Below are 14,264 nucleotides of genomic sequence, written 5' to 3'. Positions count from 1 at the left end.
TTGGGAAAGCGATCGCCTAATTTATAATGGGATTTCTTGAACCAGGAGGGATTGGCTGTGACACTTTTTTCCAATTTCTTCTCCTCAATTCTTGATTATAAGAGTTTGAATCCCTTTGCCTGTGAGTCGTTTAGCTGATTAACTGCTGATTTATACCGTGAATTTTTCCTATCATTGTCAAGCAAATTGTTCCCATACCAAGGCCAGAGCGGGAATTTTCCAGACTCCCCATGGCCCCGTTGAAACCCCCCGTTTCATGCCCGTTGGCACGGCGGCTACGGTTAAAGGGATTACGCCTGAGCAGTTGGCCAAGACTGATGCTCAGATGGTGCTGGCAAATACCTATCATCTCCATTTACAACCTGGGGAAAGCATTGTGGAGCAAGCGGGGGGACTACATCGTTTTATGGGCTGGTCTGGCCCCCTGTTGACAGATTCGGGGGGATTTCAGGTGTTTAGTTTGAGTCAATTGCGAACGATTTCTGATCACAGTGTCATCTTTCGATCGCCGAGGGATGGTCGCTTGATTGAAATTACCCCAGAGAAGTCTATTCAAATTCAAAATGCCCTGGGTGCAGATGTGATCATGGCGTTTGATGAATGTCCGCCGGGTCAGGCTAGTCGAGAAGTGGTACAAGCGGCAACGGAACGCACCTATCGCTGGCTGGAGCGTTGTCTCCTGGCTCATCAAAGACCTCTAGATCAAGCCTTATTTGGCATTGTGCAGGGGGGAACCTATCTAGATCTACGCGCTCAATCCGTGGAACAACTGGTTAAATTGGATTTACCCGGCTATGCGATCGGGGGGGTCAGTGTGGGCGAGGCTCCAGAGTTAGTTCATCAAGTGGTGCAGGCAACAACGCCGTTATTACCGTCCCATAAGCCGCGTTATTTAATGGGTGTGGGAACCTATCGAGAAATGGCGATCGCGATCGCTGCTGGCATTGATCTCTTTGATTGTGTAATTCCGACCCGTTTTGGCCGTCATGGAACGGCTTTGGTACAAGGAGAACGGTGGAATTTAAAAAATGCCCCTTTTCGGGAAGATTTTCGGCCATTAGATGAAACTTGTAACTGTTATACCTGTCAAACTTTTAGTCGAGCCTATCTTAATCATTTAGTGCGATCGCGGGAAATGTTAGGTTATATTCTTTTGTCGCTGCACAATATTACGGAACTAATCCGTTTTACAACCCGCATTCGAGCAGCTATTATTGGCGATCGTTTTTTGGCGGAATTTGGCCATTGGTTAAGCTCAGAGTGAAGTCTGCTTTCAGAAAAGTTGAGGCCACCGGCAGCCGAACCGTAAAACAAGTTCCCTCTCCTAACATACTTTTCACCGTAATTTCTCCCCCATGTCTTTTAACAATACTTTGGGCGATCGCTAATCCTAAACCTGTTCCCTGAGCTTGGGTTGATGTCGTTGAGGGAATAGGCGATCGAGCTTGTTCTGCTTGCCAAAAACGATCAAAAATAAAGGGGAGTTGCTGCGGATCAATCCCAATTCCCGTATCTTGAATCGTAATCGTTGCCCACTTTTCAGTGGCCTGTAGCGTTATATCTACTTGACCTGGAGCCGGGGTATATTTAATCGCATTCTCTAATAAATTAGTAAAGAGTCGTTGTAATTGAAAAGTATCTCCCTGAACCATGCCATTCGCTAAACAATGGATCGTAATTAAAATAGACTTTTGTTCTGCCTGAGGTTCCAGTAGCGTAATGACATCTTCCAGTAATTCTTCCAACGGAATGATTCCCTGATCTTGATGAATAAGATCTAACTCGTTATCGGTACGAGCTAATAGCAATAAATCTTCCACTAAACGCCCCATTTGATTGGTGGCACTAATAATACTATTGAGTTTCTCCACATCCTGCGGGTGAATCCGTTCTGGGTGAGTTTGTAGCACTTCTACTGAGAGTTTAATCGCAGTCAAAGGACTCCGCAATTCATGGGAAGCATCCCCCGTAAACTGCTTAAGTTGTTGATAGCTTTTTTCTAATGGTTTTAAGGACTGTCGAGTTAAGAACATACCACCAACACCAATCAAGATTAAGGAGATCACCTCTCCTATGCCAAAGCCCCAAAACAATTGATGGAGAATAACTTCCACTTCCTCCGTTGATTCTGCAACGCGAATATAACCGGCAATCAACGGTTTATTGGGATGTTTTTTGTTATAAACAGGAACAAGTAGTACTCGAATCGGAGAAGATTGGGACAAAGTACTAAAGCCTAGGGACAAAGGACTGGCAATCGAGATTTTTCCCGATCGCCCTAAGAGTTGCTTTTGAGCATCAAACCATTCGATACTCTGATCGGATTGTTGTAAATTTTGCCAGGATAAATCTAAGTCATGGTCATAATCAAGATGGCGTTTGGCCTGTTTTTTAATATTGATATTATCTCTTTGAATCTCTTCGAGACTATGGGCCGCAGAGTCAGCTAAAATTTGCAACCTCTGATCAACTTGTTGATGGAGACTACGGGCAAAAAACTGATAAACTAAAATATTAGAAATGAGATTAATCACCATCATAATGCCCAAATAAGCCCCCAATAATTGCCAGCGTAGGATCTGAAATCGGGGACTGAGAGCAAAAGACGAATTAGAGCGGTTTGAGGCGATAACCCAAGCCATAAACGGTTTCAATAAAATCAGGAGCAGCACCAGCTATGGTTAGTTTTTTCCGTAAAGCCCGTAGATGAACTTTGACGACTTCTTCTCCTGGTGGTTCTTCAAAAGACCAGAGATGATCCAGGATTAAGCTACGACTTAAAACCAGCTGATGTTTACGGAGAAATAATTCCAATAATTGATATTCTTTGGGGGTCAAATGTAATAGTTTATCCCCATAGGTTACTTCATAATTACTGGGATTGAGATGAAGTTCACCCCATTCTAACACGCTCGGTAAAACAACGTTTCCCCGCCGTAATAAAGCCCGAATTCGTGCCGTCAATTCTGCTAAGTCGAAGGGTTTAACCACATAATCGTCAGCCCCAGCATCGAGACCTAATACCTTGTCATTACTGCTATCTCTCGCGGTTAACATTAAAACAGGAGTTTGCATTCCGGCTTTTCGTAACCGTTGACAAAGTTGAATGCCGTTGAGTTTGGGCAGCATAACATCTAGTAAGACTAGCTCATAGCTAAAGGACTGTAGTAGTTCCCAAGCGGCTTCACCATCCTGGGCTAGATCCACTTGATATTGTCGATCCTGTAGGGTTTCTACAAGGGCGATCGCGATTCGTTGGTCATCTTCAACTAGCAGAATTCTCATAGCAAAAAACGAGGTTAACTGAATAGGAATTTAGCTGTGTTGGTTGTATCCAAACTAGTGCCGCCCGTGCCTAATTCGGCGGTAGTAAAACCTGTCACGCCTTTAATGGTAGCGAATAGTGTTCCCGAACCAAATCCCGTATCGCCAGCAATGCCATTCCCTAGTCGCAATTGGGTGTCTGTGCCTGATACCTTAACGTCAATAGCCGCGATACCCGTAAAGGCGAGTTTATCACTTCCTTTAACAAATTGATTAATAATATCAGTGCCATCTCCAGAGGTATAGCGAACGATATCGACAGCCCCATCATTAAGACCTAAATTGAGAGTGTCATTGCCCAGACCACCGACCAGAACATCACTGCCCGCATTGCCCGTGAGAGTATCGTTGCCACCACCGCCGGTCAAGAGATTGGCCCCACTATTTCCAGTCAAGGTATTATTGAGGGCATTGCCCGTCCCATTAATAGCGGTGGTTCCCGTCAAGGTGAGCATTTCTACATTCGCCGTTAAAGTATAGGTGACAGAAGATTGTACGGTATCAATTTCAGTGATTAAAGCCGAGGTTTCTGTGACTAAATCTCCGAGATTATCAACGACATAAATGTCATTTCCTAGGCCACCTATTAGCGTATCGGCCCCTGTCCCACCATTCAACGTATTTTTGCCATCATTGCCGGTAATTGCATTGTTGAGGGTGTTTCCTGTGCCATTAATTGCTGTAGTTCCTGTTAAGATCAGGTTTTCTATATTGGCTTTTAAGGTATAGGTGACAGAAGATTGTACGGTATCAATTTCAGTGGCTAAGGTAGAAGTTTCTGTGACAATATCGCCAGTATTATCGACAATGTAAATATCATTGCCTGTCCCACCGATGAGGGTATTGGCAGCACTGTTGCCGGTGAGAAGATTATTCAGTCCGTTGCCTGTCCCATTAATGGCGGCTGTTCCGGTTAACGTCAAGTTTTCAAGGTTATTTCCTAGGGTATAGGTAATGGAGGATTGCACCGTATCAATTTCATCGACAATAGTGGAGGTTTCTGTGACTAAATCCCCTGAATTATCAACAACATAGATATCATTTCCCGTTCCTCCGGTTAGGGTATCAATCCCCGTTCCGCCATCCAACCAATCATCGCCAATTCCGCCTTCTAGGGCATCGTTGCCATTGCCACCGTAGAGGTCATCATTGTTGATCAGAGAGACACCATTACCCCCCCCGTTGCCGATCTGAAGATTGGATACAAATAGGCCTGAATCATAAACCTGATCTCCCGTATCCGCGATCGCAATTTTGATGGTGTGAGTGGTTCCCGAATTTAAAGCTGCCACCACTCGTAAGGGGGAAGAAATACCATCGTACTCAATGGAGAGAATTCCAGTCGTATTATCGGTTAAATTACCATCGATAACATTTTGACTGAGAATGCTCAAGGGTTGATTCGCATTTTGATTAAATAGGCCATAATTAACCCCGTCAACGATAATCCCGGCAATATCCACATAGGAAGTATCGGCCCATTCGGGATACTCATCCGAACCAAACATTACATCTAAACTGACCGAATTCGTATTCGCTGGGGTGACAAAACTAAGTTCTAGTATGCTTGCGTCATAGGTAATGCCGGCCCCTGGAAAAACATTTTGAATAATTTGTTCAATATTGGCATCCCCTAGCGTATCGTTAACCACACTATAGGAAGAAGACGTATTGCTTAGGGGCGGTTGAGCATCACCAGTACTTAATAATATTCCTGCTCCTAAAACGAAAGAGCTAGTATTGGTTGTGCCAAAATTGACTGAGCTAAACAAAGAAGTCGCGGTCAAGGCTCCGGTATAGGTGGCACTGGTAATAGTGATACCGCTATTCGTGCCTAAAATATGATTACCGAGATCAAAGGCGGTGAGAGAAGTGTCAAAGGGAGTGAAAATATTGGCATCTGGCGTTAAAACACTTCCACCCGAATTCGTTGTCGTATCTCCATCACCGATTAGGGTATCGTTGCCATCCCCTCCTAGCAGAGTATCATTGCCTCCTAAGCCATAAAGAACATCATTGCCAGCTTCTCCGCTTAGGGTATTATCAACTCCATTGCCGGTCAGACTATTATTATTGGCGTTTCCTGTACCATCAATATTGCTGGTTCCGACGAGAACAAGATTATCTATGTTAGCGGGTAGGGTCGTGCTGACAGTGGATTCAATCGTGTTATTGACGATAATTGTGGCATCGATGATAGTAACAGTTCCGATACCATTGGCGATCGCGGCATTAGTCGGATTGCTTAGATTGACACTAAAGGTTTCACTCCCTTCCGTTAAAGTGTCATTGAGAATCGGAACAGCAATGGTTTTATTGATTTCTCCGGGGGCAAAGGTAAGGGTGCCAGTAATATTGGTATAGTCACTGCCCGGACTTGCCGTTCCTGGGGTTAGGGCATAGTTAACGCTAACACTACTACTTGCTACTGCCGATAACGTCACTGTCAGCAGAGCATTGGCAGTCCCCTCAACCACATTGATATTATTTATAGAAAGTTCAGGCAGAGTAGGGGGAATAGGATCATTAGTAACATTAATACTGAAGTTATAATCCACATCCTCAACAATAGTACTAGCATCTGAAATTTCCAAATGATAGTTGCCAGGGTTGAGTCCTACTAGGGAAAGAAGTTCGGTATTAGTGGCAGGATTAGCAGACTGGACGATCAAATTATTAAGTTCATCGTAGAGAGTAAGAGTTAAATCACCATAGGTATTGGGAGAAGTTAAGGAAATATTACTGCCGCCCCCTGCTAACGTACCCAGTTGAAAACTCCAAACATCGGTTGGATTACTAGCGGTTAAGGAATCTCCGTCATTGGTTGTTGCTTTGTCGATGAGGCCCAAGTTAAAACTGGATTGTTCTATGGACAGACTTTGCCCTTGTAGCGTGATCACCGCATGATCGTCTTCGGTTTTGAGTTGCTCTAATTTCGCTGCACTTAAATTTATCCCTTGAACAACATCGGCAAAATATTCTCCTTCATCGCCCTGGGTATCCGTAGCATTGATTTGAGCATCCACAAAATGTCCAATTTCTTCTAGAACAACAGCACTTAAACTATTCTGAGAGGCGTTTTTAACAAAGCTATCGGATAAGTAAATTGTATTGGTGCTACTGGCGTAGGCTCCCTTGGCATCCCCTAAAGCACTATTACTAATAACTTCTATTGGGGGGAGTTGACTAAAGTTTCCTGTTTGCCATTGGGTCTGTAACGTTGCAGCGATCGCTTGATTATATTGAGTCCCATAAATGGCATCAAAGGACTGCCAAAAATTCTCTAAATTTGCAAAACTTGTTAGTTGATCATAAACAATTGCTAGATCCATTACAGTAGAAATACTCATTGTCTGTTACTCCGTCTTAAGTTAGTCAATTCACCCTTGCTCACCTAAGCTATCAAAAGAAAGTAAAGAAGTTGTAAAGAAAGATTGGGCAATTATCTAAGCTTAAAGAGTCTTTAATCTAATCATTCTCTCCGTTTTTCTTAGAATCTTAATAAAGAGCGATCGCTTTTTATCTTTGGGTAAGGGGCGATCGCTCTTTAAAACAGCATGGAAAACTGCGATCGCTGAAAACAATCAACTGATGTATCACTATTTTACAATTTGTCTTTACAAAACAGCCAATAATCTTGTAGAATCGTAAAAATTGATTTTTCTGTTTGTGCAAATAAATCTATGGATATTCAAAAACTTGGACTCAAAGAAACGCTGCAGGCATTGCGAATTGAAATTAGTGAATCTATTTTGCTCTCTGAGGGTAAGGAGATTCGTTTTGAAATGGGAGAAATTGAACTGGAAATGCAGGTCGTTATTGAAAAATCCAAAGAGGGCAAGGGCGGGGTTAAATTTTGGGTCGTGGAAATGGGTGGTGGCATGGCGGCTAAGGATTCCATAACCCATAAGATTAAAATTCCCTTTAAACCGATTTGGAAAAACGGGAAACCAGTCTGGACGGGAAGTGATGATATTCCTGATTAATGCAAGCGGAACTAAGTCATAATTAAAGTTATTTTCGTAATTAGTCACCGCAATAAAGAAGGAAATTATTGAGAATGAGAAGCAAATGAAAAAAGTAAAGAATAATGAAGAAAGGAAAGGCGGTTAAAGAGATAGGTTAGAATAGGGAGACTATGAAAAAACTAGACCCAGTTCCAGACTTAAACCAAGAAGAAGTGAAAATGCCATGGCAAAAAGAAGTGGCAAAAGATTGGTATGAAGATTATCAGAAAGAAAAAGAAGAGAACGAAAAGCTGAGAAAAGAATTGGTAGAGTTAAAGAAAGAGATAGAAAAGTTGAAAGAAAAGCTGAAAAAGCTTAACCAAAGAACGAGTGAAAATAGCTCTCAGCCCCCAAGCAGTGACGGTTACAAAAAGAAAGTCGCCAAAACCTTCGGTCAAAAAGGAAAAAAAAGAGGTCCAAAGTACGACCATGTGGGTAAAACCAGAAACGGGTTTGGTCGGGTAGATGAAATAGTAGATTTAAGGATGGAAAAATGCCCAAAATGTGGTGCGTCAGTGGAAAAGCAAAAGGAGACTATCATCAAAAAAAATCAAATAGCTGAATTAGTCAGTAAACCAGTAGAGGTAAGGGAATATGTTAGGGAAAAGTATCAATGCTCAAAATGTGATTGGGAAGGTTATGCCCCACTTCCTTTGGGATGTCGTGAAGATTTTAGCTACGGTGCAACCTTATCCAGCTTAGTGGGATGGCTGGGATATGGGGGAAATTTGACTTGGCTAAAACAACGATACTTGGTAGAAACGGTCTTTGGCATTCCTCTGTCTCAAGGGAGTTTAGCTAAAATGCACCGATGGTTTTGCGAAAGCTTGTATCCTAGTTATGAACAGTGGTGGACTTACATACAGGAGCCTGGAGTCCGTTGTGTGGACGAAACCAGCTATCGCGTCAATGGGGTTAACTATTGGATGTGGGTGGCTACTTCCTCCTCTGTTTGTGTTTTGTTTCTGGCTCCCAGCCGGAGTTCCGATGAGGTTCATTCCCTATTAGGTAAAGATTTTCATGGGCTTCTCAGTACGGACTGTTGGGGGGCTTACCATCGCCAAAATGCCCAGCATAAACAGAAATGTCTGGCTCATATTGGGCGGGAATTGAAGGCCTTGGAAACTTCCCACTTTTCTGAAAATAAACTTTTTGCTCAGAGAGTTTTTCCTATTCTAGAGCAAGCTCGTCAATCCCATCGAGATTATCATCAAGGCAAACTGAGCTTAGAAGCTTTACAACAACAGCGACCCCTAGTAGAAGCTCAACTTCAAGAGGTTCTGGATAATCCGCCGCCCACGGGATGGGCAAGTGATTCCCAATTGTTATCTAATCGCTTTCGACGTTATTGGCATGATTGGTTTACTTTTCTTACTTTTCCTGAAGTTAAACCTGATAACAATGATGCCGAGAGAGCCTTGCGTCCTGTTGTTATTCATCGTAAGGTTAGTGGCGGTGCTAGAAGTCATTGGGGCGGACAACTTGTTGCCATGATGTTTAGTTTTCTTGAAACCATGAGACTTCAAGGTAAAAGTGCGGTCGAACAGTTATCTCTTATTTTATCTTCCTCTGGTCTTTCTCCTCCTTCCATTGATGACTTTCTTCCTCTCTAGTATTTTTGGGGCTTAATGAGAATTAAGCCCCACTTATTGCTGTGACTAATTACAGTTAGAGGTTGTTTTAGATGCGATCACGGGAATTGGAGATTGGCCAGAGGAGTGATTTAAAATGATGCCAAAATTCCATCCTAATCATGCTGTAGAAATTGTTGCTCCTAAATATGGCAGTGCCTATAGAATTGGGGGACGTTTGGTGTTGACTTGTAAGCATTTATTTGATGATGATAATCGCTGTAAGGTAAGATTTAGAGCGCTATTAAACTATTCTGATAAGCAAGATATAGACGCTAAGGTAATTTGGAAAGCCCCAGATAATATCGATATTGTCTTAGTAGAATTACCTGAAACTATCGAAGCTTGTGATCCTGTCAATTTTGGTCAGTTACCTGATGCTAATAGTTCGGAAAAAGTGAAGTTTGAGTTTTTGGGTTTTCCTCAATTTTTACGATATTCTGAAGATGAGATAAAATACGCGACAGGGTTACATATTGAAGGAATTATTGATATAGCTAATCGTGCGCCGCATAATCGTTTGTTATTAAATATTAAAGATAATATAGACATCCAACCGACAGATAAACAATTAGAAAAATTAGCAGAAAATCAATCACCTTGGGAGGGAACATCAGGGGCGGCTATTGTTTGTAATGGGTTAGTTATTGGGGTACAATCAAGACATCCGATTAGAGATCGTCCGACATCTTTAGAAGCTGAATCTTTGGCGAGGATTTATAATAATCAAGAGTGGTGTGAGATATTAGAAAATATGACATTGATCCTGAGCCTAAACCCGTTATCTCAGCTTCGTTGAAAATATCTTCCTATCGGAATCAAGCTCCTCCTAAACCAAGTTATTTTGTGGAGCGTCCAGAGGTTAGTGTTGAGGTAAAAAAACTTTTGTTGTCTGAAGAAACAGCCGAAGCAGGAACCTTAGTGATTAGTGCGATTTATGGGTTAGGAGGAATTGGTAAATCAACTTTAGCGGCGGCGTTGGCACAGGATAAAGCGGTTCAAGCTTATTTTCCTGATGGGATTTTCTGGGCTACTTTAGGGCAACAACCCGATATTTTATCCTTTCTTCATAGTTGGATACAGGCTTTAGGAGATTATGATTTTAAGCCGACGGGGATTGATGCGGCATCGTTACAATTAAGGACTTTATTAGCAGATAAAAAAGCGTTATTAGTAGTAGATGATCTGTGGAATGCGGAGGATGTGGAACCGTTTCGGGTGGCGGGGGCTGGCTGTAAATTGTTGATAACGACCAGGGAAGCTCCCGTAAAAGGGGCAATTCGTTATGATTTGGACATCATGACGGAAACACAGTCTTTAGCGTTATTAAGGGGTTATTTAAAGCATGAATTAACTTTAGAAGACCAGAAACAAGCCAAAAACTTGGCTAAAATTGTTGGTTATTTACCGTTAGCGTTGGAGTTGACGGCGGCACAAATTGAAGACGACATTCATTGGGCTGAATTATTAGAAGATTTACGAGCAGAAATCGCTAATTTAGAAATTTTAGATCGCTTAGAAGCTGGAGATACTACAAATGAAGAAAAACGCAAACATTATAGTTTAATTGCTTCTTTTAATCTCAGTTTAAAACGGTTATCGCCCCAAAGGTTGCAACAATTTATTTGGTTGGGAGTTTTACCTGATGATGTGACGATTACGGAAAAAATGGCAACGACTTTATGGGATTGTCGGCTCACGGAAGCGAAGAAAACTCTCAGATATTTACACGGTAAGGCTTTATTATTAACGGGGGTTTCTAGTGAACAAATTACGAATTATCGTGTCCATGACCTTTTACATGATTTAGCACGGAATCTTTTACAAGCGTCTCCTCATTCTGAGAGAATAAGCCCCCTAAATCCCCCAATGCTGGGGGACTTTGAGCCAAGTTGCCCTTATCAATTATCGGGTTTGGGTTTATCGATTGCTGAAGCACATCAGCAACTTTTAAATCGGTATCAAAAACAGACTAAAAATGGTTTATGGCACAGTTTAGAGGATGATGGGTACATTTATAATCAATTGATTTGGCATTTGGAAAAGGCGGAAAAGATTACAGAGATTCATCACTTACTGAGGGAAGAAACGGCAGAAGGAGGCAATGGTTGGTATAGCAAATGTGAGAAAGAAGGGAAAACGGCGACTTTTATTAAGGATGTTTCTACGGCTTGGCAACTGGCGGAAGCTGATTTTGCGAACAATCCCAGTCAGGCGATCGCTTTACAGGTGCGTTATGCTTTGATAACCACTTCTCTCAATAGTTTGGCGGGGAATATTCCACCAGAATTGATTGCTGCGCTGGTTAATAATAAAATCTGGACACCTGCCCAGGGATTGGCTTATGTAAGGCAAAATCAAGATGATCAAATGCAAGCCAAAGGATTAACAGCAATTAGTCCCTATCTTCCTCCTACTTTGTTACTCGAAGCCTTAGACACTGCCAGAGCCATTGGGAATCAAGGATACCGTGCAGAGGCATTGACAGAGTTAGCTCCCTATTTACCGGAAGGTTTGTTACCCGAAGCCTTAGAAGTAGCCAGAGCGATTGGGGATGAATTCTCCCGTGCAAGGGCATTGAGAGGGTTAGCTCCCTATTTAGGGCTTGCTGAAAAAAGCTGAAACCTTTACGGAGAAAAATAGTAGGCGAATTAAGAACCGCTAGAATGCACGAAAATAGGGTAGAATGCCTCAAAACCATTGCATTAAGAAGAGAGAAAGCAGATGTACCGAAAGCAACAGTACTCAATTGAAACACCAGAAAACTTGAAAAATCTGTTCGGCGGGCAGTTAGACGAAGAAAATCGTTGGATAGAAATGTCAAAAATGATTCCCTGGGAAGAATATGAGGAAGAATATGCAAAAAACTTCACAGAAAAAAAAGGAGCCCCAGCCAAATCATTTAGAATGGCATTAGGAGCATTAATTATCAAAGAAATTTCAGGAAAAAGTGACAGAGAAACAGTAGAACAAATAAAAGAGAACCCTTATTTACAGTACTTTATAGGAATGGAAAGCTATAGTAGCAAAGAAGCATTTAATGCGTCAATGATGGTTCATTTTCGTAAAAAAATAGGAATGGAATTAATAAATAAAATTAATAAAGAAATAGAAAAAAAAGCGACGGGTGTAGCGTCAGAAAAAAAAGAAAATGAAGGAAAGTTATTGTTAGATGCGACTTGTACACCAGCAGATATAAAATATCCAACGGATATAGGAATATTGAATGATGCCAGAGAAAAAACAGAAAAAATAATAGATAAGCTGTATGAAGAAATAAAAGAGAAAAGGAAAGAAAAGCCGAGGACTTATAGGGAAGTGGCAAGAAAAGAGTACTTAGCCATAGCAAAAAAACGTCGTGTGTCAAAAAAAGAAAGAAGAAAAGGAACAAAAAAACAACTAGGATATATAAAAAGAAACTTGTCTGATATAGAAAAAATGATAGAAGAGGGAGCAAAGTTAGAAAAACTAACGAAAAAAGAGCAAGAAGAGCTTGTAACGATAGGAAAAGTGTATGAGCAACAGTTAGAAATGTATGAAAAAAAGACAAATAAAGTAGAAAACAGAATTGTGAGTGTAAGCCAACCTCACGTGCGTCCAATAGTGCGTGGAAAAGCGGGAAAAGCAGTAGAGTTTGGAGCTAAAATATCGGCAAGTAATGTGAATGGCTTTGTCTTCTTAGACAAATTAAGTTGGGATAATTACAACGAATCGGGAGATTTACAAGCGCGAATAGAAGAATATAAAAGGGAAACAGGATGTTATCCGGAATCGGTTCATGTGGATAAAATCTATCGAACAAAAGCGAATCGAGCTTATTGTAAAGAAAGGGATATAAGAATGAGTGGTCCCCGATTGGGAAGACCGCCGAAAGAGGTGAGCAAAGAAAAAAAGAAAGAGGCACGCTCAGATGAAAGAGTGCGTAATGCCATTGAGGGTAAATTCGGACAGGGAAAGAGGAAATTTAGTCTTGGTCGAGTGATGGCCAAACTACCTGAGACCTCGGAAACGGTAATTGCGATGAACTTTTTGGTAATGAATCTTTCTACTCTACTTCAGAAGACAAAAAGTAAAAAGTTGTAGAGTCGTTTTTCTTGTGAAAAATGGTGTTAATTTTCCTCTCTTTTGTGAGGAGTGATTTGTGTTGACCTTTTTAGACAGAAAGGAACAATAGATTAAACAAAATCTGTATTTTGATTTGTTTCCATAAGGATAAGTTATCTATGCTTTTTCAGTCCATACTTCCCTAACCCACATTTCTTTCGTTTTTTGACTTTTTCAGCAAGCCCTATTTACCGGAAAGTTTGTTAATCGAAGCCTTAGAAATTGCCAGAGCTATTGAGAATGAATCCTCCCGTGCGATGGCATTGACAGGGTTAGCCTCCCATTTACCCGAAGTGTTACCTACTGCCTTAGAACTTACCAAAGCTATTGGAGATGAATACTACCGGGAAGAAGCATTGAGAGGGTTAGTTCCTTATTTACCAGAAAGTTTGTTACCCGAAGCCTTAGCAGTTGCCAGAGCCATTGTGTATGAATTCTACCGTGAAAAGGCATTGACAGGGTTAGCTCCCCATTTACCAGAAAATTTGTTACCCGAAGCCTTAGAAGTTGCCAAAACAATTGAGGATGAAAAATACCGTGTAAAGGCATTGACTGGGTTGGCTCCCCATTTACCAGAAAATTTGTTACCCGAAGCCTTAGAAGTTGCCAAAACAATTGAGGATGAAAAATACCGTGCAGAAGTATTGACAGGGTTATCTCCCTATTTATCGGAAAGTTTGTTATCCGAAGCCTTGGCAGTTGCCAGAGGGATTGATTATGAATCCCACCGTGCTTCGGCATTGACAGGATTAGCTTCCCATTTACCTGAAAGTTTGTTATCCGAAGCCTTAGAAATTGCCAGAGCCATTGGGGATGAATACGACCGTGCTTCGGCATTGACAGGATTAGCTTCCCATTTACCTGAAAGTTTGTTATCCGAAGCCTTAGAAATTGCCAGAGCCATTGGGGATGAATACGAACGTGCTTCGGCATTGACAGGATTAGCTTCCCATTTACCTGAAAGTTTGTTATCCGAAGCCTTAGAAATTGCCAGAGGGATTGATTATAAATCCTACCGTGCTTCGGCATTGATAGGGTTAGCTTCCTATTTAGGGCTTGCTGAAAAAGTCAAAAAACGAAAGAAATGTGGGTTAGGGAAGTATGGACTGAAAAAGCATAGATAACTTATCCTTATGGAAACAAATCAAAATACAGATTTTGTTTAATCTATTGTTCCTTTCTGTCTAAAAAGGTCAAC

8 protein-coding genes and 3 pseudogenes are annotated in these 14,264 nt (G+C 41.5%); 7 read left to right on the top strand and 4 right to left on the bottom strand.

Translation table 11 applies throughout. The features are described 5' to 3' along the window. Positions 1–142 precede the first annotated feature (142 nt). Complete coding sequence (tgt, locus tag KA717_36580) at positions 143–1,264, top strand: tRNA guanosine(34) transglycosylase Tgt (protein UXE64893.1); 1,122 nt, start codon at positions 143–145, stop codon at positions 1,262–1,264. Here the strand turns inward: tgt and KA717_36575 are convergent. The 4 genes and pseudogenes from KA717_36575 to KA717_36560 all read right to left on the bottom strand — a co-directional run bounded on the left by KA717_36575 (position 1,212) and on the right by KA717_36560 (position 6,999). Further along, positions 1,212–2,672 carry a HAMP domain-containing histidine kinase gene (locus tag KA717_36575; GenBank protein UXE60898.1) on the bottom strand — a complete coding sequence of 487 codons (1,461 nt, stop codon included), beginning with the start codon at positions 2,670–2,672 and terminating at the stop codon, positions 1,212–1,214. The genes tgt and KA717_36575 overlap by 53 nt on opposite strands. Then, on the bottom strand, positions 2,611–3,285 hold the full coding sequence (locus KA717_36570; GenBank protein UXE60897.1) for a response regulator transcription factor: 675 nt from the start codon (positions 3,283–3,285) through the stop codon (positions 2,611–2,613). The genes KA717_36575 and KA717_36570 overlap by 62 nt, the downstream gene beginning before the upstream one ends. A 14-nt stretch (positions 3,286–3,299) precedes the next feature. Beyond that, positions 3,300–5,753: pseudogene (locus KA717_36565) on the bottom strand (choice-of-anchor L domain-containing protein). 1,090 nt (positions 5,754–6,843) lie between these two features. Beyond that, positions 6,844–6,999: a hypothetical protein gene (locus KA717_36560; GenBank protein ID UXE60896.1), complete on the bottom strand. Its 156-nt coding sequence runs from the start codon at positions 6,997–6,999 to the stop codon at positions 6,844–6,846. Between the two features lie 8 nt (positions 7,000–7,007). Between KA717_36560 and KA717_36555 the strand changes: the two genes are divergently transcribed. The 6 genes and pseudogenes from KA717_36555 to KA717_36530 all read left to right on the top strand — a co-directional run bounded on the left by KA717_36555 (position 7,008) and on the right by KA717_36530 (position 14,190). Next, positions 7,008–7,310: a hypothetical protein gene (locus KA717_36555; protein UXE60895.1), complete on the top strand. Its 303-nt coding sequence runs from the start codon at positions 7,008–7,010 to the stop codon at positions 7,308–7,310. Positions 7,311–7,540: 230 nt separating this feature from the next. Then, a pseudogene (locus tag KA717_36550) lies at positions 7,541–8,944 on the top strand (IS66 family transposase). 115 nt (positions 8,945–9,059) lie between these two features. After that, the gene (locus KA717_36545; GenBank protein UXE60894.1) at positions 9,060–9,761 is read left to right on the top strand and encodes a serine protease; all 702 of its coding nucleotides are present in this window, start codon (positions 9,060–9,062) and stop codon (positions 9,759–9,761) included. An 86-nt stretch (positions 9,762–9,847) separates the two neighbouring features. Beyond that, the gene (locus KA717_36540; GenBank protein UXE60893.1) at positions 9,848–11,584 is read left to right on the top strand and encodes an NB-ARC domain-containing protein; all 1,737 of its coding nucleotides are present in this window, start codon (positions 9,848–9,850) and stop codon (positions 11,582–11,584) included. A gap of 102 nt (positions 11,585–11,686) precedes the next feature. Then, positions 11,687–13,024, top strand: a pseudogene (locus KA717_36535) (IS5 family transposase). A gap of 242 nt (positions 13,025–13,266) precedes the next feature. Continuing rightward, positions 13,267–14,190 (top strand): hypothetical protein, encoded by a 924-nt coding sequence (locus KA717_36530; GenBank protein ID UXE60892.1) that lies wholly within the window; start codon positions 13,267–13,269, stop codon positions 14,188–14,190. Positions 14,191–14,264 lie beyond the last annotated feature (74 nt).

Origin of the sequence: Woronichinia naegeliana WA131, from assembly GCA_025370055.1 — a bacterium.
Taxonomy (GTDB): Bacteria; Cyanobacteriota; Cyanobacteriia; order Cyanobacteriales; family Microcystaceae; genus Woronichinia; species Woronichinia naegeliana.
The sequence above is the reverse complement of the archived record's forward strand: the minus strand, read 5'-3'. Positions and strand labels throughout refer to the sequence as shown.

Excerpts from the sequence above, each read along its gene's own strand:
- KA717_36570 (UXE60897.1), bottom strand. The coding sequence starts at position 3,285 with ATGAGAATTCTGCTAGTTGAAGATGACCAACGAATCGCGATCGCCCTT.
- KA717_36555 (UXE60895.1), top strand. The coding sequence starts at position 7,008 with ATGGATATTCAAAAACTTGGACTCAAAGAAACGCTGCAGGCATTGCGA.
- KA717_36545 (UXE60894.1), top strand. The coding sequence starts at position 9,060 with ATGATGCCAAAATTCCATCCTAATCATGCTGTAGAAATTGTTGCTCCT.